General features: G+C 40.7%; 20 protein-coding genes. 15 read left to right on the top strand and 5 right to left on the bottom strand.

Translation table 11 applies throughout. The features are described 5' to 3' along the window. The first annotated feature begins 151 nt into the window (after positions 1–151). From E0H87_RS07685 to E0H87_RS07640, 10 genes are all read left to right on the top strand, one after another. Positions 152–1,564, top strand: a complete 1,413-nt coding sequence (locus E0H87_RS07685; RefSeq protein WP_131323054.1) for a DcaP family trimeric outer membrane transporter — start codon at positions 152–154, stop codon at positions 1,562–1,564. 305 nt (positions 1,565–1,869) lie between these two features. Next, on the top strand, positions 1,870–2,334 hold the full coding sequence (locus E0H87_RS07680; protein WP_131323053.1) for a hypothetical protein: 465 nt from the start codon (positions 1,870–1,872) through the stop codon (positions 2,332–2,334). A gap of 215 nt (positions 2,335–2,549) precedes the next feature. Next, positions 2,550–3,791: a sodium/glutamate symporter gene (gene gltS / locus E0H87_RS07675; protein ID WP_131323052.1), complete on the top strand. Its 1,242-nt coding sequence runs from the start codon at positions 2,550–2,552 to the stop codon at positions 3,789–3,791. A gap of 78 nt (positions 3,792–3,869) precedes the next feature. Then, positions 3,870–5,348, top strand: coding sequence for an alanine/glycine:cation symporter family protein (locus E0H87_RS07670; protein ID WP_131323051.1), 1,479 nt, complete (start codon positions 3,870–3,872; stop codon positions 5,346–5,348). Between the two features lie 323 nt (positions 5,349–5,671). Further along, the gene (locus tag E0H87_RS07665) at positions 5,672–6,601 is read left to right on the top strand and encodes a patatin-like phospholipase family protein (RefSeq protein WP_227547332.1); all 930 of its coding nucleotides are present in this window, start codon (positions 5,672–5,674) and stop codon (positions 6,599–6,601) included. Between the two features lie 475 nt (positions 6,602–7,076). Beyond that, the gene (locus tag E0H87_RS07660; RefSeq protein ID WP_116759774.1) at positions 7,077–7,601 is read left to right on the top strand and encodes an acyl-CoA thioesterase; all 525 of its coding nucleotides are present in this window, start codon (positions 7,077–7,079) and stop codon (positions 7,599–7,601) included. A 167-nt stretch (positions 7,602–7,768) separates the two neighbouring features. Continuing rightward, positions 7,769–8,350 carry a TetR/AcrR family transcriptional regulator gene (locus E0H87_RS07655; protein WP_131323050.1) on the top strand — a complete coding sequence of 194 codons (582 nt, stop codon included), beginning with the start codon at positions 7,769–7,771 and terminating at the stop codon, positions 8,348–8,350. A 1-nt stretch (position 8,351) separates the two neighbouring features. After that, on the top strand, positions 8,352–9,557 hold the full coding sequence (locus E0H87_RS07650; protein ID WP_131323049.1) for an MFS transporter: 1,206 nt from the start codon (positions 8,352–8,354) through the stop codon (positions 9,555–9,557). Beyond that, positions 9,557–10,450 (top strand): LysR substrate-binding domain-containing protein, encoded by an 894-nt coding sequence (locus tag E0H87_RS07645; RefSeq protein WP_131323048.1) that lies wholly within the window; start codon positions 9,557–9,559, stop codon positions 10,448–10,450. The genes E0H87_RS07650 and E0H87_RS07645 overlap by 1 nt, the downstream gene beginning before the upstream one ends. Before the next feature lie 117 nt (positions 10,451–10,567). Further along, entirely contained in the window at positions 10,568–11,179 is a 612-nt protein-coding gene (locus tag E0H87_RS07640) for a glutathione S-transferase family protein (protein WP_131323317.1), read from the top strand. Between the two features lie 76 nt (positions 11,180–11,255). Here the strand turns inward: E0H87_RS07640 and E0H87_RS07635 are convergent, their stop codons facing one another. Both E0H87_RS07635 and E0H87_RS07630 read right to left on the bottom strand, forming a co-directional pair. Continuing rightward, positions 11,256–12,881 (bottom strand): bifunctional 3-(3-hydroxy-phenyl)propionate/3-hydroxycinnamic acid hydroxylase, encoded by a 1,626-nt coding sequence (locus E0H87_RS07635; protein WP_131323047.1) that lies wholly within the window; start codon positions 12,879–12,881, stop codon positions 11,256–11,258. A 325-nt stretch (positions 12,882–13,206) separates the two neighbouring features. Next, the gene (locus tag E0H87_RS07630) at positions 13,207–13,416 is read right to left on the bottom strand and encodes a hypothetical protein (RefSeq protein WP_131323046.1); all 210 of its coding nucleotides are present in this window, start codon (positions 13,414–13,416) and stop codon (positions 13,207–13,209) included. A 624-nt stretch (positions 13,417–14,040) separates the two neighbouring features. Here E0H87_RS07630 and E0H87_RS16105 point away from each other — a divergent pair. Beyond that, positions 14,041–14,373 (top strand): hypothetical protein, encoded by a 333-nt coding sequence (locus E0H87_RS16105; protein ID WP_205677743.1) that lies wholly within the window; start codon positions 14,041–14,043, stop codon positions 14,371–14,373. Between the two features lie 88 nt (positions 14,374–14,461). On the opposite strand, the gene rsmD is transcribed toward E0H87_RS16105, so the two are convergent. Both rsmD and mrdA read right to left on the bottom strand, forming a co-directional pair. After that, on the bottom strand, positions 14,462–15,016 hold the full coding sequence (gene rsmD / locus E0H87_RS07620) for a 16S rRNA (guanine(966)-N(2))-methyltransferase RsmD (protein WP_131323045.1): 555 nt from the start codon (positions 15,014–15,016) through the stop codon (positions 14,462–14,464). Continuing rightward, entirely contained in the window at positions 15,016–17,064 is a 2,049-nt protein-coding gene (gene mrdA, locus E0H87_RS07615; RefSeq protein WP_131323044.1) for a penicillin-binding protein 2, read from the bottom strand. Before mrdA ends, rsmD begins: the two co-directional genes overlap by 1 nt. 252 nt (positions 17,065–17,316) lie before the next feature. On the opposite strand from mrdA, the gene E0H87_RS07610 reads away from it, so the two are divergent. The 4 genes from E0H87_RS07610 (at position 17,317) to E0H87_RS07595 (ending at position 20,230) form a co-directional block, all read left to right on the top strand. After that, positions 17,317–17,844 (top strand): hypothetical protein, encoded by a 528-nt coding sequence (locus tag E0H87_RS07610; RefSeq protein WP_131323043.1) that lies wholly within the window; start codon positions 17,317–17,319, stop codon positions 17,842–17,844. Between the two features lie 59 nt (positions 17,845–17,903). Then, positions 17,904–19,220 (top strand): hypothetical protein, encoded by a 1,317-nt coding sequence (locus E0H87_RS07605; protein ID WP_131323042.1) that lies wholly within the window; start codon positions 17,904–17,906, stop codon positions 19,218–19,220. A gap of 83 nt (positions 19,221–19,303) precedes the next feature. Next, the gene (gene adk / locus E0H87_RS07600) at positions 19,304–19,963 is read left to right on the top strand and encodes an adenylate kinase (protein ID WP_116759750.1); all 660 of its coding nucleotides are present in this window, start codon (positions 19,304–19,306) and stop codon (positions 19,961–19,963) included. An 84-nt stretch (positions 19,964–20,047) separates the two neighbouring features. After that, positions 20,048–20,230: a hypothetical protein gene (locus E0H87_RS07595; protein ID WP_131323041.1), complete on the top strand. Its 183-nt coding sequence runs from the start codon at positions 20,048–20,050 to the stop codon at positions 20,228–20,230. A 51-nt stretch (positions 20,231–20,281) separates the two neighbouring features. Here the strand turns inward: E0H87_RS07595 and nth are convergent, their stop codons facing one another. Continuing rightward, on the bottom strand, positions 20,282–20,980 hold the full coding sequence (gene nth / locus E0H87_RS07590) for an endonuclease III (RefSeq protein ID WP_131323040.1): 699 nt from the start codon (positions 20,978–20,980) through the stop codon (positions 20,282–20,284). Position 20,981: the final 1 nt, after the last annotated feature.

The raw sequence follows: 20,981 nt of genomic DNA, 5'->3' as shown, positions 1-20,981 counted from the left end.
CGGAATGGTAATTTGTTTAAAAAACAAAAAAATAGCCTTCGACTAAAGCATATATAGTCGATATAAAACTTATCTGTCACATTTTGGCTCAAGAAATGTTCAGTGGAATGAACAAACAATAATTTGAACTGTGATGGATAGGGAACTTAGGATGACGACTCAAAAGATGTCTGTACGTTTAAAAACGTTAGTATTAGCGATGGGTATAGTAGCAGCAGGGACTGCGCATGCAGATACCAATACGGAAGTTGAACAATTACGTAAAGAAGTTCAAGAGTTGCGCGGCATGTTGGAGCAATATGCACAGCAGCAAAAGCAAATGAATACGCAGCAGCAAAATTATCCAGTTCAGGTAGCTGCACAAACTTCACCAGCCAAACCAGTAGCAGAGAAAAAAGGCTTGGGTATGACGGTTGGTGGGGCTGAAGTTAATTTCTATGGGAATATTCGCGCAGATGCGACTTATCAGATTGATGGCGGTCCGAGCCGAGCACATCCATATAACCAAATTAATAAAGCTGCTTTAGATGGAGCACCAGGAAATAGTGATCTATTCAAATCTACACTAGCTGCAACACGTTTAGGTTTTGACTTTAAGACGCCAACTCAAGCGGGAGATGTTGCTGGTAAAGTTGAAGTCGACTTTTTGGGTAGCAATGATACTTTACGTATTCGTCATGCGTACTTAACTTATGCCAACTGGCTCATTGGTCAAACATGGTCAAACTTTGCTGTGCCTGATTATATGCCAGAAACAATTGATGCTTTAGGCTATGTAGGTGGTGCAGTTAAGCGTACACCACAAGTACGTTATACCAGCACTTTTACACCCGAAACCAACTTAATCTTTGCGCTGGAAGATTCTAAATATAGCGATAATACGACAGGAACTAAACTGGAAGTTACTAAGGATACTAATGGTATAATTACAGGTGTTAAAAATGTTACAACTGTAACAGCATTAGGTTCAGATCCAGATAACCAAATGCGAATTCCAGCACTTACAGCACGTTTGAATCATAAATTTGCCAACAATGCAGGTATTATTTCAGCACGTACCATGGTGGCAGACAAGCAAACTTCTGACGATGAAAAAGTCGCTTGGGGTATAGGTTTAGGAACAAAATACAACGTAACGCCAAGCACGACCTTAAAAGCAGATTATTACCATGTCAAAGGCGATAGCAGCTTTGTTTCTTGGTCAAATCCAGGCTATGCCATTGATGCCAACAAAAATATTCAACAAAGTGAATTTGACTCAATTACGGTCGGTATTACTCAGCAGTTTAATCCAAAATTGCGTGGTACCTTGGGTTATGGTTATATGAAGCATGATACAGATTTGGATTATATTAATGCCTCTAAAAGCCCAAGTGCTTTGAATAAAGACTTATGGCAAGCATGGGCAAATGTATTTTATAGCCCAATCAAACCCGTTAGTTTAGGTCTTGAATATACTTATGGCGAACGTGAAACCTTCGCTGCACCAAATGCAACAACACCTTTAACCAGTAAAACAGGTGAAGAAAATCGTGTAAACGTGGTTGCACTGTATAATTTCTAAATATTCTATTCAAATAAAAAAAAGAGGCATAAGCCTCTTTTTTTATTGATTTAAACAAATGGTTAGCTGAAATTAAAAGTTACAAAAAGAGAATAATTGAACAAAAAGTAGATTAAATTAGAAACACTTAAATCAGAGTTTAAAAAAAATAATAAGATTTTTAGTAAAAATTAAGCATAATGTTGCGCTTTCGTTTTTGATAGATATTGATTAAAAAATTGATATTGTCGTATAGCTCTATTTGTATTTACCCAATGTAAATAGATTTATCACTTGCAAATTACCAAACGAACAAGGAGCTTAGAATGAGTTTATCCCTCATGAAGAAGCCTGCAATTCGTCAAAGCTTGGCAGTTACCATTGCAACTTTGATGATGACAGTGACTCATGCAGCGTCTGCTGAGCAAGAGGAAATTGCACAATTACGCGTGGATGTCGAAGCATTACAAGCTTTGATTAAACAAAATTTTCCACAAGTAAAACAAGTACCCGTGGTAAGCAACACAATAAAACTAAAAACGACAATATCTACAGTTGTTGAGAAAACACCAGTTCATCTTGCTGCGACAATCTTAGGCACAAGTGATCAATTCCATCCTAAGGCTCATCGTATTTTAGGAAATGGCCTTATGTTGGCAAATTATACGAATAACTTTGCTGACAACTTAATATCCACAGATACAGTAAAGATCAACACCTTGGAACAAGGTCGGCTCAATTTGATGTATAGCCCAGTGACTCCAGTTACGCTTGGGATGAAGTATGTCTAAGGGAAGCAAGAAACTTTCTCTGAAAAAAGGCAATGATAATCGCGTTGGTATTATGGCACGTTACGATTTCTGAAAACTCTTGCTCTAAAGTCAAACTGCAAGCGCTTGTTACAAATAGGGTATTCACTTTTTGTACAAAGCTTTAAGCAGCTTTTCCTTTATAGAGCGTTATTATTTATCTGTATAACAACAGATAAAATTGACGGACAAGAATTATGGCACTTACTTTTAATGCGTTTTATACGCTGATTGCAGCAGTCATTGTATTGTTGTTGGGTCGATTCCTTGTGAATCATATCGACTTTTTACGTCGTTATAATATCCCAGAGCCAGTTGCAGGTGGTTTGGTTGCGGCTGTCCTTTCCCTAGTTGTATACAACATTTGGGGTTTTAGTATTAGTACCAGTAGTGAGTTGCAAACGAGCTTTATGCTCATTTTCTTTGCTTCGATTGGTTTAAGTGCAAATTTCTCAAAATTGAAAGAAGGTGGAATGGGCTTGGTGATCTTCCTGATTGCTGTGGCTTCATTCATCGTGTTGCAGAATTTCGTCGGTATAAGTCTTGCGACTTTACTGGGTATTGATCCACTGATTGGTCTGATTGCAGGTTCAATTACTTTAACTGGTGGTCATGGTACTGCGGGTGCTTGGGGCGAAATTCTGGAAGTTGAGCATGGCATTCAAGGTGCATTGGCATTGGGTATGGCCAGTGCGACTTTTGGTCTAATCATTGGCGGTTTAATTGGTGGCCCTTTGGCGAAAATGTTGATTAATCGTTATCAATTGGCTGAAGCCAATACCAATGCTCAGATTGAGAAGCGTGATCATACGCCAATGACCGACAAAGAAGCTGAAGAGTCTGCACCGTTTGAATATCCACACCAAGTACGTTTGATTACTGCGGATAATGCGATTACCACCTTAGGGATGTTTGCTGCATGTCTAGCATTTGCCGATTTCATGACAGGCTTTAGTAAGGGTACGTGGTTTGAATTACCAACTTTTGTGTGGACACTGGGCGGTGGGGTAATTTTACGTAACATTCTTGAGAGTGTGTTCAAAGTAAATATCTTTGATCGTGCAATTGATGTCTTTGGTAATGCGTCACTTTCTTTGTACTTGGCAATGGCATTACTTTCGCTGAAATTATGGCAACTTGCAGACCTTGCTGGTCCATTGGTTGTCATTTTGGGTGCACAAACTATTACTATGGCGCTTTACGCGGCATTTGTGACGTTCCGAGTCATGGGTAAAAATTATGATGCAGCCGTACTTTCTGCAGGTCATTGTGGTTTTGGTATGGGGGCAACACCAACTGCTGTTGCCAATATGCAAGCCATCACCAATATGTATGGCGCTTCACATAAAGCATTTTTGATTGTTCCACTTTGTGGGGCATTCTTCGTTGATTTAATCAACGCAACTGTTATTCAAATTATTCTTAAGTTCTTTGCTTAAGAGAAAGCAAAAGGTCTTGGTCACAAGGCCTTTTTTGAATTGCGAAATACTATCTGCTGAGTCTTAAGGAATAAGAAAATGAACGAACAACTGAATGCCACACTGATGTCGTGGGTTAAATTTTTTAATGACCCTTTATGGGACTTTTTGGTTATTTTCTTGCTGGTTGTAGGTGTTTTTTATACGGCTGTAACAGGAGCTGTGCAAATTCGCATGTTCTTGCAAAGTATCCGAGTGATGAAAAGCAGTCGTACAGAAGGGGAAGATGAGCATGGTCTTACACCTTTTCAGGCGTTTGTAACTGGTCTTGCGAGCCGTGTTGGGGTAGGTAATATTGCTGGTGTAGCAATTGCGATTGCCATTGGTGGTCCTGGTGCCGTGTTCTGGATGTGGGTAACTGCGGTTCTTGGTATGAGCTCCGCTTTTATTGAGTCTACGCTTGCTCAGCTATTTAAAGTTAGAGATAGTAAGAGTAAACAGTTCCGCGGTGGACCAGCCTACTATATTACTCAAGGTTTACGCAGTAAAACCTTTGGTGTGGTCTTCGCACTTGCATTGATCTTTACCTACGGTTTCGTATTCAACTCAGTTCAAATCAATGCGATTGCTAATGCTTCTTCACATGCTTGGGGTTGGGATAAAGCTAATCTTATTGCTCATTTAGGCGGCGTTGATCTAGAAATTTCATGGGTTGGCCTTGCGCTTGTCGTTTTAGTGGCATTGGCAATTTTTGGTGGTATTAAGCGTATCGCTAAATTTGCAGAGATGTTTGTACCTTTAAAAGCAGGTCTTTACCTATCTGTTGCTCTCTATATTGCAATCAGTAACTATGCAATTTTGCCTGATATTTTAAAGCTGATCGTGACTGAAGCTTTCCATTTTAATGCTGCGGCAGGTGGTTTCTTTGGTGCTGCTATCTCTATGGCGATGATGCAAGGGATTAAGCGTGGCTTGTTCTCTAACGAAGCGGGGATGGGTTCTGCACCAAACGCAGCGGCGGCGTCTGATGTAAAACATCCTGTAAACCAAGGTTTGGTACAAATGCTCGGTGTATTTGTAGATACTTTTATTGTATGTACAAGTACCGCAATCATTATTTTGGTGTCTGGTGTTTACCAAGATGCAGGTTTTGTCGGTGTTGAATTGACACAACGTGCTTTAGAAACTCAAGTGGGACATTGGGGATCAGACTTCCTTGCTGTTCTATTATTCTTATTCTGTTATTCAGCTGTACTCGGTAACTATGCTTATGCAGAAGGTAATGTGCAGTTTATTAATAACAACCCGAAAGTCATGTTCATCTTCCGTATTTTTGTATTGGTGATGGTGTACTTCGGTGCAATTGGTAGTGTTCCACTGGTTTGGTCTATGGCCGACTTGTTTATGGGTATCATGGCAACCATTAACTTGATTGCAATTTTACTGTTAACACCGATGGCACGCACATTGTTGAAAGATTACCGTGAACAATTGAAAAAAGGCATTAAAGAGCCTGAGTTTAAAATTGATAAATATCCGGAATTGAAGAAAAAAGTTGATTCAGATATCTGGTCATAAAAAAGATTACCTGATACTAAAAAAGCCAGCCTGCATTTGCAAGGCTGGCTTTTTTATTTTGCTGATGATGATCAGACTAGATAAAAGGTTTAACCTAGCTCATTGAAACCACATTGCAAAAATGCAGCACAGTCTTCATGATTTCACGGTTTTTCTGCATTATCTTAATGAACTGAGGTTGCATTTTTACGAAATGCAACAGTGAAACCATCGATTTTGCATAGAATAACTATGAGTCACGATCAGAGAGTTTACCTACCTTGAAACCGCTTCAATCTAGTTTAGTTATTGGCATTATTCTGGGAATGTGCTCTGGGCAGAGTATGGCTCAGTCATCATTATTTTCCTCAGCTCAGCCGAACACTAAGCCTTTAGCTGCCGAAGCACAGGTGCAGGCGAATCGCATTGATTTTAAAAAACTCAAACAAACAGAACATCGTCCGATTGTGGCATTGGTTTTGGGTAGTGGCGGTGCGCGTGGTTATGCCCATATAGGCGTGATTCAGGTACTAGAACAATACGGTATTCATCCAGATTTTATTGTGGGTACCAGTGCGGGCAGTGTAGTGGGTTCAATTTATGCCAGTGGGAAAAATGCCCAACAATTACGTGAGATTGCGCTGAATATGAAAGCCAATGATGTCCGTGATGTAAAGTTGGCGATGACGGGTTTCTTTGATGGTCAAAAAGTTCAAGATTATGTGAATGAACAAGTGCTGAGTACCCCATTAGAACTTTTAAAAACGCCAATGTATGTGGTGGCGACTGAGCTCAAAGAAGGCAAAAAAGTGGTTTTTAATTACGGGAATACTGGGCAAGCAGTCCGTGCTTCTGTCTCTATTCCAAGCATGTTCATTCCAACCAAAATTGCGGGAGATGAATATGTCGATGGTGGATTGGTTAGTCCTGTACCTGTGAATGTTGCCCGTGAATTAGGTGCAGACATTGTGATTGCTGTAGATATATTGGCTCAGCCTGAACATACTGAAACCACCAATGTATGGGGCTTGTTTAACCAAAACATTAATATTATGCAGAATCACTTGGCTCAAGAAGAATTGAAACATGCCGATATTGTCATTCAGCCAGATTTACGTGAAAAAGCGCATATTTTTGATGTTAAAGGGCGTGAAGAAACCATGCAGGCAGGCATGAATGCTGCGGATAAACAATTGAGTAATATCTTAAAAGTTTTTGATCAACAGAATTACTCGCGTGGTTATAAAATTCCGCAATTCTCTGTACAAAACTAGATTATTCTGAAGTGGACATAGCGAGACTCTTGTATCCATTCTCTCAAAGCTGAAGTGAAACGGCTCAGTACGGTAAAATTCATCCATCGTAGTAATTGCATGAATTGAGCGCCGTGTCTGTTTTAATGAGTATGCTCAAATTTGGTGAAATGGCATGCTAAAAACCTCAAACAGGGGTATTTCAAGCGGAAGATAGCTTTGGATTGAGTTTCCAAGTCATTTAAATTGAGCCTTGCAAAGATAAGGTGAGTTGTCGGGTACTGTAGATACTATTGAGTGATTTTTAGATAAATACAATAAAATTATGGGCTTATATTTAAGTTGAGTGTATTAATATATATTTTACTGAATGATATGGTAATCACTATAAATAATAATGATGACTTAATTGCCGATTTGAACATGTTATTTGTGACAAAAGTTATATAATAATGTGTACATATTCTACTATCTTTACAAGAGTCTAGAGAACGCGATGTCCCCATTAGATCAAATTACTCCAATTTTAGATGATCAGTCGGAGTTGACCATGTCTGTATTGATGACTCCAGATATGGCAAATTTCTCGGGTAATGTTCATGGTGGAACTATTTTAAAGTTGCTGGATCAGGTGGCGTATGCCTGTGCAAGCCGCTATTCAGGTAGTTATGTTGTGACACTATCGGTTGATAAAGTGAACTTTAAAGAGCCGATTCATGTTGGTGAGTTGGTCACTTTCCTCGCCAGTGTGAACCATGTGGGCCGTACTTCTATGGAAATCGGTATTCGTGTAGAAGCACAAAACATTCAAAAACGTACTGTACGTCATACCAATAGCTGCTATTTCACGATGGTTGCGGTAGATGAAACAGGTCAACCTAAACAAATTCCACCATTGGACTTAACCAATGAATGGAAGCGTTGTCGTTTTGAAGCCGCAGAACAACGTAAAGTGGCTCGTTTGCAAGAAAATCATCATCCATCTTGCAGCATTTATAAAAAGTCTTCGACACCAAGTTAAAATTTAGCTTTGTTCAAGCGAAACCCGTGAGTGTAACTAACTTACGGGTTTTTTTATGCCGCTAAAAATTATAAGGATCTATCATCCCTTGGTCTTAATCCTCTAGTTTGGCGGGTAAAATTACATTAATATAAAACGATACGTATCGTTTCGTTTTGTGGTGAGCTATGTCAGAGTTAGAAAAATCTTCACGTCGTAAGCAATGTATTTTAGATGCTGTCATTACAGCTTTAGAGGATTATGAATACAGTAAATTGACGATTGAAGAGATTGCGGCTCGGGCGGGTGTGGGGAAGTCCACCATTTACCGTTGGTGGAAACATAAATCTGATTTGGTCTTTGAAGCCTTCAAGCAGGAAACGGCTTCAGTATTCGAATTGGACTATACGCAAAGTCTGGAATTTAATTTGAAGCAACAATTACTCAAATTATCAGATGCTTTAAATCGCCCAATTGGACGAGCATTATTGGTGGTGCTATCCGAGCATCGTCAAGCCGCAGGGGAGTTTTTTAGCCAGTATTTATTACCCCGCCGTGAAGCGACCCGCAAGTTAATTCAATTGGCCATTCAAAATGGAGAGATTCGTGCCGATTATCCCTTTGAACTGATGCTCGATACCTTATATGCACCCATTCACTACCAGATGATTTTCTTTAATCGTCAGCCTGATGAAGCTTATATTCAAGCGTTGCTGAACATGGTTCTGCAACCCGCACGCATGCATGTCGCTGAGAAAGTGAGTCCATAAAATGAGATCGGATGGACGTGTAGATCGGCTGTGGAATCGGGCATTTGTATTTTGTGTTCTGAATAACCTGTTTTTATTTACCTATTATTTTGCCTTGCTGGCCATTTTACCTGTCTACATCATGAAAGATTTGGGTGGCACAGTCAAAGAAGCAGGCTTGGCACTGACACTATTTCTGATTTCATCCATTTTGGTACGTCCATTTTCAGGATTGATTTCGGAAAAAATAGGCAAGAAGCTTAGTTTTCGTGGCTCAGAAATTTTATTTGTGTTGTTTGCATTTAGTTATTTATGCATCGACAGCATGTGGAGCCTGTTATTGGTGCGTTTTATTCATGGGATATGGTTCAGTATTTTGACGACAGTCACAATACCTGTTGCCAATGAATTTATTCCTGAACAGCGCAAAGGTGAAGGCATGGGCTATTTTGTCATGTCGACCAATTTGGGTGTGGTGTTCGGCCCCTTATTGGCTTTAACCATTACCCAATATGCCAATTTTACTGTGTTGTTTGCCATTTTATCGGGGCTAATGATGCTTGGATTTATTTTCTGTTTGTGTATTCCTATTCATGATGAAGATAGCCGAGCTTTAGTCGCGCCACCAACTTCCAGTTTGACGCGACACGATATTATTGAGTTTCGAGTTCTGTCCGTGGGTATGGTGGCGTTGTTAACTGCATTTGCGTATTCGAGTGTGATGAGCTTTATTGCGGCGTATACCGAAACCAAGCAACTAATGGCATATACCAGTAGTTTCTTTCTGGTCTTTGCTTGTTCCATGATTTTGGTTCGACCATGGGTGGGGCGTTGCTTTGACCAGAAAGGTGCCAGCATGGTGATTTATCCATCTTTTCTTCTGTTTGCTCTTGGTTTAGCTGTGCTCAGTCAGTTGAATCAGCCGTGGGTACTCTGGTTATCAGCAGTCCTCATTGGCATAGGTTACGGCACTTTATTTCCATGCTTGCAGACTGTTGCGATTCAGAGTGTACCGAAGCAACGGATTGGACATGCCATTTCGACTTATTTTACCTTGTTTGATTTAGGTTTAGCGGTAGGTTCCATATTCATGGGGATTTTAATTGCCTGCTGGGGCTACGCCATGACGTATTTGTTTTGTGCCATGATGACTTTGGTCACGCTTGTGGTGTATCGAATGAAAGTGGCATCTAAAGTTGTACCTGTTCAACAGGAAGGAGAACACTGATGGAATTACGTCATTTACGTTACTTTGTCGCGGTGGCTGAAGAATTAAATTTTACCAAAGCAGCACAGCGCATGTGTACGGTGCAACCTTCATTAAGCCAGCAAATCAAAGATTTGGAGCAAGAAGTTGGGGTGCAGTTGTTGGTTCGCTCTAACCGTAAAGTGGAATTAACGGAAGAAGGAAGAGCCTTTTTAAAAGAAGCCTTGCTCAGTTTGGAACATGCCGAAAAAGCCATTCACGATGCACGTAAAGTGGCTAATATGAGCAAAGACCAATTACATATTGGTTTTGTACCTGTGGCGGAGATGAAAATTTTCCCCTACATCATGCCCAATATTCGAGCGCACTTTCCTGAGTTGAAAATTCATTTTCATAGTTTGACCGATGCAGATCAGTTTAGAGCCTTAAAGAAAGGTGATATTGATATTGCTTTCACCCGCTATATTGATGAATCGAGTGAATTGGAGTTTGTACAAATTTTCAATGAACCTTTGGCGCTCATTGTACCGAAAGATTCAGCTGTGGCAGCGCAGCGTCATGTCAGTATTAAAAGCTTTAATCAGCAAGATTTTATTATCAGCGATGAAGGGGCTTCACCTCAACTTTATAAAATTATTCAGGATTTTTTCAAACAATCCAAACTCAATGTAAATGTAGTTCAGCATTCAACCAACATTCTTTTAAATGTGAATTTGGTGGGAATGGGTGTGGGTTGGAGCTTGGTACCTGCCTATGTAATTCCCTTGTTGGGCGATAAAATTGTGGTGAAAAACACCATTGAGCCTTTACCGACCATTGGTCTGTATGCCAGCTATCGTAAAGAGCAACGTAATGAAGCGATTAACCTCATTTTAAAAATTTTAAAAGAGCAATTTTATACCGGAATTTTCTAATGCTTCGTGCAGAAGGTACTTTAACATTTCGGTTCATGGATGACAGAATCGCCACGTAGTTGTGAGGTAGGCTATGCTAAGGTAGCGTAAAATAACAACAGTGGAACCAGAACAATGATGCAGCTTTATACCAATCCGCAATCTCGAGGTAATATCATTTTACCTTTCCTCAAAGAGCTAAAGATTGAAGATCAGGTCGAACTGATTAATATCAGCTATGAAGAGATGCATCAGGCAACTTATCTCGCCATTAATCCTATGGCAAAAGTACCTTGTTTGAAAGATGGTGACATTGTCGTCACTGAAGTACCCGCAATTATTGCCTATCTGGCAGATAAGTATATCGAGCAGGATTTTGCTCCTGCACTGAATGACCCGAAGCGCGGTGCTTACTTAAAGTGGCTGTTCTACATTCATGGTCCATTAACTGAATATATGGACATCAAAAATTTGAATGTTGCAGCTGATCAGATTGAAAGTAAGAAAATGGGCTTAAGTTTTGGCGATGAGCAACGATTATTCCAATTTTTAAAGCAAGGCCTCAGTCAGGCAAGCCCTTATTTACTTGGAGAAAAGTGCACCGCAGCAGATTTATATTTGGCGTATTGGTTGGTATATGCCATGTCGTTTAAGTTGATTCCGTATTTTGAAGAAGCGAAACCCTTTTTAAGACAGATGAAAACTCGCGCTTCGCTACAAGGAATCGCTTGGTTTGATGCCATTGAATAATTGTTTTGATGAATGAGTAAAGCCCAGCATATGTGCTGGGCTTTGTCATTTTACAGGGGGAGATAATTCAAATAACTTAAGCTTTGCTATGTAGTTTTGAGAACAAGGCTTGGCTAATTTGATCGACACTTTGTGGAATTGCAAGGGCTGCTACAAAGCGGTCAGGGCGTAAAATCACCATTGAGTCATTGGTACGACCAAACCAAGTCCGAATGTCAGTCCCAATATCACCGACACAAATCACACCATCAAATTGTTTACGCTTTTCGTTTTGTAGCTGAACAGCAGGTAAAACTTGAATGAATTTCACCCCCAATTTTTTCCATTGCTGCAAGCTTGTCTCAGACAATCCCCATTGTGGGTCTACACCCCAAGCCAGAATCGCAAAGTCATTGCCAATGATTTCATCTAATAAAACTTGTTCACCAGAAACCAATTCAACTTTGGGCTGAATAAACATTTTACCGACAGGTGAGTTTTTCAGCTTATTTTGAATCAACACGCCATCATGGTATTGCGGCATGGGTTTAAAGCGCATTTCCAATAAGTATTGTTTAATGGGCTTAATATAATTAAGTGCATAAGCAATTCCATCACGGACAAAACCTTGCCATTTTTTAGGTGGAGCGAGGACATGACCCGCCATAACCGAAAGATCAATCATGGCTTTAGCATGATCTTTACGTTCAATTTGGTATGAATCTAAGAGTTCAGGTCCAGCTTTTCCTTTTACGACCAAAGCCAATTTCCAGCCTAAGTTAAAGGCATCACGCATACCGCTGTTATAGCCCTGACCTTGCCAGACGGGCATAATGTGGGCAGCATCACCTGCCAGTAAAATACGATCTACACGGAATTTGTCTGCAATGCGGGCATTATGGGTATATACACGTTGACGAATCACTTCAATGTTTTGGGTATTCGGTAAAACTTTTGCCAACAGTTGATTAATGCTTTCTGGTTTGCTGAGTTCTTCTTGGGTTTCACCAGGCATCACCATAAATTCGAAACGACGAATACCATGCGGTAATGCAGCCGAGACATAAGGACGCACGGGGTCACAGCATAAATAGATATGTGGGGTTGCTAATGGGTCATTTTCTATATCAATGACAATCCATTGATTCGGAGCAGTTTTACCGTCAAAACCGATATTTAAAGTCCGACGTACGACAGAGTTACCCCCATCGCAGGCGATTAGATATTTGGCTTTTACAACTTCAGCTTCTCCCTGTTTATTTTGCATATTCAAGGTGACTGATTGCGTATCTTGGCTAAATTCAGTCAGTTGACGTGCAAATAGCACTTGGGTTTGTGGGTATTGCTTCAACCCTTGTAGTAAAACATTGTCGACTTGCGGTTGAATAAAAGCATTACGACGCGAGAAACCAAACTCACGTGTTAACGGTTGAATATCCGCAAAGCAATGCCCTTTAGGGGTCAAAAAGCGCATGGCATGATTTGGGGTCGTATGGGGTAAAACTTGCTCTACTAGCCCAAGTGATTGAATCGTGCGCAATGCTTCATCATCAATACCAATGGCACGCGGATAATCGATTAGTTGATCCAGTTGTTCTATGACGGTGACTTGCACCCCTTGCTTGCTTAAATAATTTGCAAGCGTAAGCCCTACAGGACCAGCGCCAAGGATTGCCACTTCAGTGGTAAATTCAGTATTTTTTGTGCTCACAGCGAATTCCATTCAATCCATTCACAATGATGCTATTAACGATGAAGTCATGATTGCAAACAAGCTATGCCATAGTGGATAGCTAGCATGAATAGCTTTGGGGTTAATGTTGAAAATTCTAATATTTATATGATTTTTATAATTTTATTTAAATCTTAATCATAGTTGATGTCATGGGAATCATCGTAATTAACTATGTTTATTGTTCAGAGTACTTAGATAATTATGCATTTCTAAGAAAATTCAGGTGAGACAGAATACGCTGAATCACCTGAGCATTTCTAAGACCTTCGAGTGAATGAGGTGGAGTGAAGGTCTTAGAAAACTGGTACGTTATTTATTGTGAAGGTGTCGCTTCGCTTGCAGAATCTGCAGCAGGTTGAGTGCTTGGTTGAGCAGCCGTGCCTTCAATTGCAGAAGTAGTAGGTTGCTCTTGGGTAGAAACAATCACTTTTTCTTCAGTTTGAGGTTGTTTAGTTGTCGCAGCGAAAGTAGTAGTTGCGGCAGCAGCAAATGTTGTAGCAAGTAGGATATGAGTTAATTTCATAATAGGCATCCTGTGTTATTAACGATATAAAATGAAAGATGTTCTACTTATCATCACTTAAGTCAGAACAGGACTCATGCTAAGTATTCACAGGCATTCAATCAATGAAAACAACAAAGCGAAACAGAATGAATTACGTGAATAATACAATAATGTGCAAACTGTGTAGCTAGGGTAACAATGAGGTGAAACGGTCATCAGGATTTGTATTTAGATATTTCAACGGCATGTAATCAGGCAATTTTCATTTACTTAAACCACACAAAGCTGTGTGATATACACTGTTTTAGGTCTTGCTGGGCGAAGGTAGACTTGTAAGAAATTATGTCTCGGTGTGATTTAGTGCACAGAAATTAAATATATTAAAAAGCATCTTATTTTAGAAATACTCAGTCACTACGATTTGAAGGGGTCTGTTATCTTGCTTTAAGCCAGAGGAATAGCCGTTTGATAAAAGGCGTGAAGGTGGTGGAGTGGTATCCAGTTTCAATCAATGGAAATATAGATTTTTAGTCATAGCACCGCATTTATTTTGACATAACAAAAAATGAACAAGTTGCTTGTTTTTTATTCATGCTTATCCTGAATAATGAAGAAATACACCCATTTGACAAGGGGAACATTATGATAAAACTAATTGTGTTATCCACTTTGTCGGTCATCATGTTATCGGGTTGTGTTTGGTATGATGATGATTGGTACGACCGTGGTCATCATTATTCACATGACTATGATCATCGACCATCTTATGGTTATGAATGGGGTGGGCGTCCAGATTATAGGCCTCCGCATGATCGTCCTTCAGAGCATCGTCCTCCAGAAAATAGGCCACCAGAGCATCGCCCACCTGAAGGTCGACCACCTGAAAGTCGCCCGCCAGAGCATCGACCAGATTCTAATCACCATGATCATGCAGACAATCAGAATGATGATCATAACCGACCACCACCGCGTTAATGTGATGGTATTGCATTGAGCATTTGTGTTTACCATTTTAAGCCAGTCAAGGCTGAGTGTAGATGACTGGCTTAAAATTAAATCTGCATTAAGAAGCTGTTACTTTTTTATATAAGGCTGCTCGAACAGTACCCGCTTTGGTTTGCTTTATAGATTGCCAACTGCGAGGTAAATTCAGCGTATTGAGATCACGATCTGCCTCTATATAAATCAACCCATTTTCAGCAATCAACGGATCGCTTAGTTTTGCCAGTTCTTCCCAAAGATTTAAGCTGTAAGGCGGATCTAAAAATACTAAATCAAAATTCGACTTTAGAGTGGGGAGGGTTTGTTGCGCAGTCGCCACTTTTAATTCACAGTTTTCTGCTTTTAATAACTGAATATTTTGCTTTAAAAACTGGGCTTGAGTTCGGTCTGGTTCAATCATAATCACATGCTTGGCACCACGTGATAGGGCTTCAAAACTTAAAGCCCCAGAACCTGTACACAAATCTAGGACTTGGGCATTTTGAATATCCCACATTAACCAGTTAAACAGCGTTTCGCGGACTCGGTCAGGGGTTGGGCGTAACCCTTCAATACTGGCAAAAGCGAGTTGGCGGCGTTTCCACTCTCCGCCAATAATTCTCAATTGATTTTTCATTATTCGACATCATCCGCTGCAGCCGCAGGAGCAGCTTGGGTGGTAGTAGGAGTAGCTGGTTGCTGAGCTGTGTGAGTGGTTGAGCTTGCTGGTCGCGCCTGAGAGCCTGTTGTTGCAGACGTTGGGGCTGCGCCAGAGCCACTCGGTAGTTCACCAGGTTTAATACCTGCTGTCATCAATCCGCCACTAATTTGATGCCCTTCGGGTTTAATCGGGTTTTTCTTACGTTGCATTAACCAATAGTCAAATACAGGTCGTGCCAATTGTGCAGCAGAACCACCATGACGACCATTTTCCCAAACGACAGCAATTGCAATCTCAGGATTTTCAGCAGGGGCAAAACCCACAAAAAGACCGTGGTCTAACTGACGTTCTGTCAGCAAAGCTTCATTATACTTTTTCCCTTGCGCAATACTTTTGACCTGCGCCGTACCCGTTTTTCCTGCAATTTTATACATCGGTGTCCGAATACCGCGACCTGTTCCTGTTTCAATAACATCGACCATGGCGTCACGCATTTGAACCCAGTCTTCATCTTTGCCGTTAAACTGAATATGTCCATCGGGTGCATTTAAAACTTGATGTGGTTTAGCCCCTTTACTGGCTTGCAATACATGTGGAATCACATGTGCACCATGATTAGCAGTGATAGCAGTAGCCATGGCTAATTGCAAAGGTGTGGCGGTAAAAGCACCCTGTCCAATACTCACTGAAATCGTTTCACCCTTTAACCATTTACTTTTACGAGTGCGCATTTTCCAGTCTGGATTTGGGTATAAACCTTCACTTTCGCTCGGTAAATCTACTCCCGTTTTTTGACCGAAGCCAAATTGGCGCATCCAAGCGTTCATTTTCTCAATACCCATACGGTAAGAGAGCACGTAATAGAAGGTATCGCAAGAAACGACTTGAGCTTTATGCAGATTGACGACCCCATGCCCCGATTTTTTCCAATCACGGAATTTATGAGAGTCACCTGGCAGGGTAAAGTAACCATGATCAGAAATGGCGGTACCCCAGTCGATATAACCGTAGTGAATACCCCCTAAACCAAACATGGGTTTAATGGTCGAACCCGGTGGATATGCGCCTTGTACTGCACGGTTATAAAGTGGCTGATCTAAATTGTCGCGTAAACCGCTATAGTCGGTATGGCTAATTCCTGTCACAAACAAGTTTGGGTTAAAGCTTGGGCTAGAAACGAGCGCTAGAATTTCACCTGTACGGGGATCCATAGCGACAATGGCACCGCGTCGACCTGCCAGTTGTTCAGTCGCGACAGTCTGTAAGCCATAATCCAGAGAAAGATATAAATCATTGCCACGAACGGGTTCTTTACGTCCTAAATGACGCAGGACATTACCATGCGCATCGGCTTCAACGGATTCATTACCCGGTACACCGTGTAGCAGCTCCTCATAAGACTTTTCCACCCCAATCTTTCCAATGAGGTTGGTACCTGCATATAAGTCTTTATCAATACTTTTAAGTTCTTTGTCATTAATACGACCTACATAACCAATCACATGGGCAAACAGTTCACCATGTGGATAATAACGGGTCATTTGGGTCTCGATATTGACCCCAGGAAACTGGAATTTAACTTCACTGAATTTGGCAATATCGGTTTCAGTTAAATTGAGTTTGATCGAGACACGTTCGGTTTTCTTCGAGGTTTTAATACGTGATAGGAAGCGTTCGATATCTTCGTCAGTCAAACCCAAAACTGGGGTAAGACGTTTAACGGTATCTTCAATATCTTCCACATCGGCTCGGCTCATGGTCGCGGTAAAGACAGGGTAGTTATCGGCCAATAAAATACCATTACGGTCATAAATATAACCACGTGCTGGAGCAAGCGGTTGAAGTCGAATGCGGTTTTGATCCGATGCTGTTGAAAACTGTTGATATTGCATAATCTGCAAGTAGGCATAACGTGCCACCAACAGCAACATAAAAAAGCTGACGATCCCGACAGAGATAAACACTCGATTGCGATAAATGCGCTTTTCTTGTTGGACATTTTTTAAAGGAAAGTGCTGCTTCATACGCGATTGACTTACACTGTGGGGGAGAATCAGGAAGGCGCTATTCTAACTCAAGTCACTGGCTTTGATAATGCTTATCTGTTGGAAGTGAGCGAGGCTGGGTTGTTTAATTGCAACAGGGTGTTTTGACTTTATAGACAGTAAAAAGATCAGGTGTTGTATATAAGAATAGAAACAATTCTGTTAAAGTCAAAAACATGCAAAAAAACTTGGAATGCATGCACAATTAAAATAAGGACAAAGGTGACAATAATGACAAGAGTTTATCCCTTGTTAGCATTGATAACATTATTCAATACAGCTTACGCACAGGATCATCATTATCTACCAGAGGCTAAATTGACATCTGAAAGTGTCAGTACATGGAATCTGGGTGCAGGGGTAACCCAACAACTGATTCACTTAAATACAGAATGGGTCAATCCTTATGGTATTGCCTACGCCAAAGCAGGTTTTTTCCTTACCGATGATTCCCCTTTTGGAACACAAATTGGTTTTAGATATCCTTACTATTTCACAGGGAAGGATAAAAACGGGTATTATGTGGGGGCTTATGCAGGTCACATTGCCAGTAAGCAAGTGGATAATAAAGATGAAACTCGCCTAGGTGCAGGTGTAGATCTTGCATATGTTTTGTTGGATAAAGATCGTATTAGCACATTCAGTGTTGGGCTTGGGGCAGGAGAAGAATTAAAAAATCGTGAGGGTAAGGTTGTGGAACACATAGAACCGAAAATACAATTCTCTTATACATTAAGTATGGGCTTAGGCAGAAAATAACCTGTTTAAAAAATTAAGAATTAATCTCTGTTATTTAGTCATTATTTTGGAAAATATGCATGCTTGAGTACATCAATCAGTTGTGGCAAACCTTTTTGAATCGTCCCGATTTTTGGGCTGTGCTGAGCATTATTCCTGTAACTGCTTTCGTAACTTGGGCCCATGTTTGGATGGCGCTCAAAATGGTGTTCTATCCAATTACGTTTTGGGGCTTCCATTTGGGACCTTTGCCTGTGGGATGGCAGGGCATTGTGCCGCGAAAGGCAGGACGCATCTCAGGCATCATTACCGATAATACCTTGTCTAAACTCGGGTCTTTGCGTGAATTTTTAGATGCCATGGATCCTGAAGATATGGCGCGTATTATTGGTGAGCAGGTTGGCTTTGAACTGGAACATTTGATTGATGAAGTTATGATCGATCGCAATGCCGTACTTTGGGAAAATCTACCTTATTCCATTAAACGCCGTATCTATGCACAGGCACATAAACAGCTTCCAGAAGTGTTAAGAGAACTGGTAACAGAATTAACTGTGAACGTCGAGTCATTGGTCAACATGCGTGAAATGGTGGTCAGCCAAATGGAGGGTGATCGTCGTTTAATGGTACGTATGTTTTTAAAAGTGGGACAGAAAGAAATCAATTTCATTTGGCATATTAGTGCTCTAATCGGGATGTTTTTTGGCGTGTTCCAAATGGTTGTATGGTTTGTGGTGCCGTGGCATTGGACAGTTCCATTTTGGGCATCGGTTTGGGGTTTTTTAACCAACTGGATTGCCATCTGGATGGTATTTAACCCAATAGAGCCGCATTATGTACGTTATCCACAACTGACTGAATTAACTAAAGATCGTAAGTTTCCTTGGGTGAAACCAGTCTGGCCGAGAATCGGAACGTATAATATCCAAGGTGCTTTCATGAAGCGTCAGGAAGAAGTGTCGGACGTATTTGCTAGTGTAGTAACAGAAGACCTGATTACGTTAAAATCCATCATGACTGAAATGATGTATGGTAGTAAAAAGGACAAAACACGTCGTATCGTCAAACGGCATATTAACCAAATTATGGAAACTCCACTGGTTCGTACATCATTACAGCTATCTTTAGGGCCAAAAGAGTACGCAAAACTCAAGACGGACTTGATTGATCGCTCAATTGAAATTACGATGGTGCCAGTATGCGACCCTGCATTCAATGCGAGCCGTGCACAGAAAATCTTTCAAATGTTCCGAGAGCGTATTCGAGAGTTAACGCCGAAAGAGTTCCAGAACCTATTACGTCCTGCATTTCAGGAAGATGAATGGATTCTGATTGTATTAGGTGGGGTCACTGGATTTATAGCTGGTACAATACATTTGTTTGTGGCTTTCTTATAATTAGATACTTGCCGACTGTTTAGATCTGCAGAATTGTTGGCTCGAAGTATCATACATATTGTTTTAAATGAGGATGTTTTTTTATGCGCATTATCTTACTCGGACCACCTGGAGCAGGTAAAGGTACACAAGCTCAGTTGATCTGTAAGCGCTACAATGTCCCACAAATTTCAACCGGTGATATGCTCCGTGCTGCAATTCGTGAAGGTACTGAATTAGGTCTTAAAGCTAAAAGCGTAATGGAAAGCGGTGGTCTCGTTTCTGATGAACTGATCATTGGTCTGGTAAAAGAACGCATTGCTCAACCTGATTGTGTGAACGGCTGCATTTTCGATGGTTTCCCGCGCACGATTCCGCAGGCTGAAGCTTTGGAAAAAGAAGGCATCAATATCGATCACGTGATCGAAATTGAAGTCCCTGACGAAGAAATTGTTCAGCGTTTGTCTGGTCGTCGTCAGCACCCTGCATCTGGTCGCGTTTATCATGTTGTTTACAACCCACCTAAAGTTGAAGGGAAAGACGACGAAACTGGTGAAGATTTGGTTCAACGTCCAGATGACCAAGAAGAAACCATTCGTAAGCGTCTAGGTTCATATCATACAGAAACTGAACAGTTGGTTGGATTCTACCAAGGTCGTGCTGCTTCTGGTGAAAATGCTCCGACTTATGACAAATTAAATGGTTTACGTGCAATTGAAGACGTACAAAAAGATTTGTTTGCTATTTTAGATCAGTCAAAATAATTCAAGTCTGAGTTTTTGACTTTAAAAGAGTCCTAAGTCATATTAGGGCTCTTTTTATTTGTCCGAACTTTTGAGGATACGATTTTGTTAAAAATTGGTTTATTCATTTTAATAGTGGCTTGCTTGGCATTGTTGCTAGGTTTGTTATATATCAGTTTTAAAATGCTCAGAGAAACCCAGCAAAAACAAAAAGAACAAAATAGAACTGCGGCAAAACCTGAATATCAGTTACACCCGAAATTGAAACAAAAACAGCATAAAAAATAAGAGCGTGGTTTTTGAATGACCGTGCTTATTAATCGATATGCACGGCACTCTTTAAATATTACTGACAGGAATTGCGCGTGTAGCCCCAAATTCAAAGCGCTCAGGCCAGTTGCAGACATCCGATACCACGCATTCGGCACACTTGGGTTTACGTGCAATACAGCAGTAACGACCATGTAGAATCAGCCAGTGGTGGGCATCCACCATAAATTCTTTAGGAATGACTTTAACCAGTCTATGTTCGACTTCGAGTACATTTTTGCCTACTGCCAACCCAGTCCGATTACCTAAACGAAAAATATGTGTATCCACCGCCATGGTTGGATGTCCAAATGCAGTATTCAACACCACATTTGCAGTTTTACGTCCAACGCCAGGTAAAGCTTCTAGGTCTGCACGATTATTCGGCACTTGACTGTTGTGTCGTTCAATTAAAATTTGGCAAGTTTTAATGACATTTTCAGCTTTGGAATTATATAAACCAATGGTTTTGATGTATTGCTTGAGCCCTTCAACACCCAGTCCAAAAATGGCTTCAGGGGTATTGGCAATCGGAAACAATTTGTCTGTGGCTTTATTGACACTCACGTCGGTGGCTTGAGCCGATAACGTGACAGCAATTAATAGCTCAAATGGGGTTGAAAAGTTTAACTCCGTTGTCGGATTTGGGCGTTGATCACGTAAACGTTCAAAGAAGGTTTGAACTTGCTTCTTGGTCATGTTTTTGACAGAAGAGGTTTTAGTCACCATG

This window comes from Acinetobacter sp. ANC 4178 (assembly GCF_004331175.1).
In the GTDB taxonomy this organism is placed as follows: domain Bacteria; phylum Pseudomonadota; class Gammaproteobacteria; order Pseudomonadales; family Moraxellaceae; genus Acinetobacter.
The sequence above is the reverse complement of the archived record's forward strand: the minus strand, read 5'-3'. Positions and strand labels throughout refer to the sequence as shown.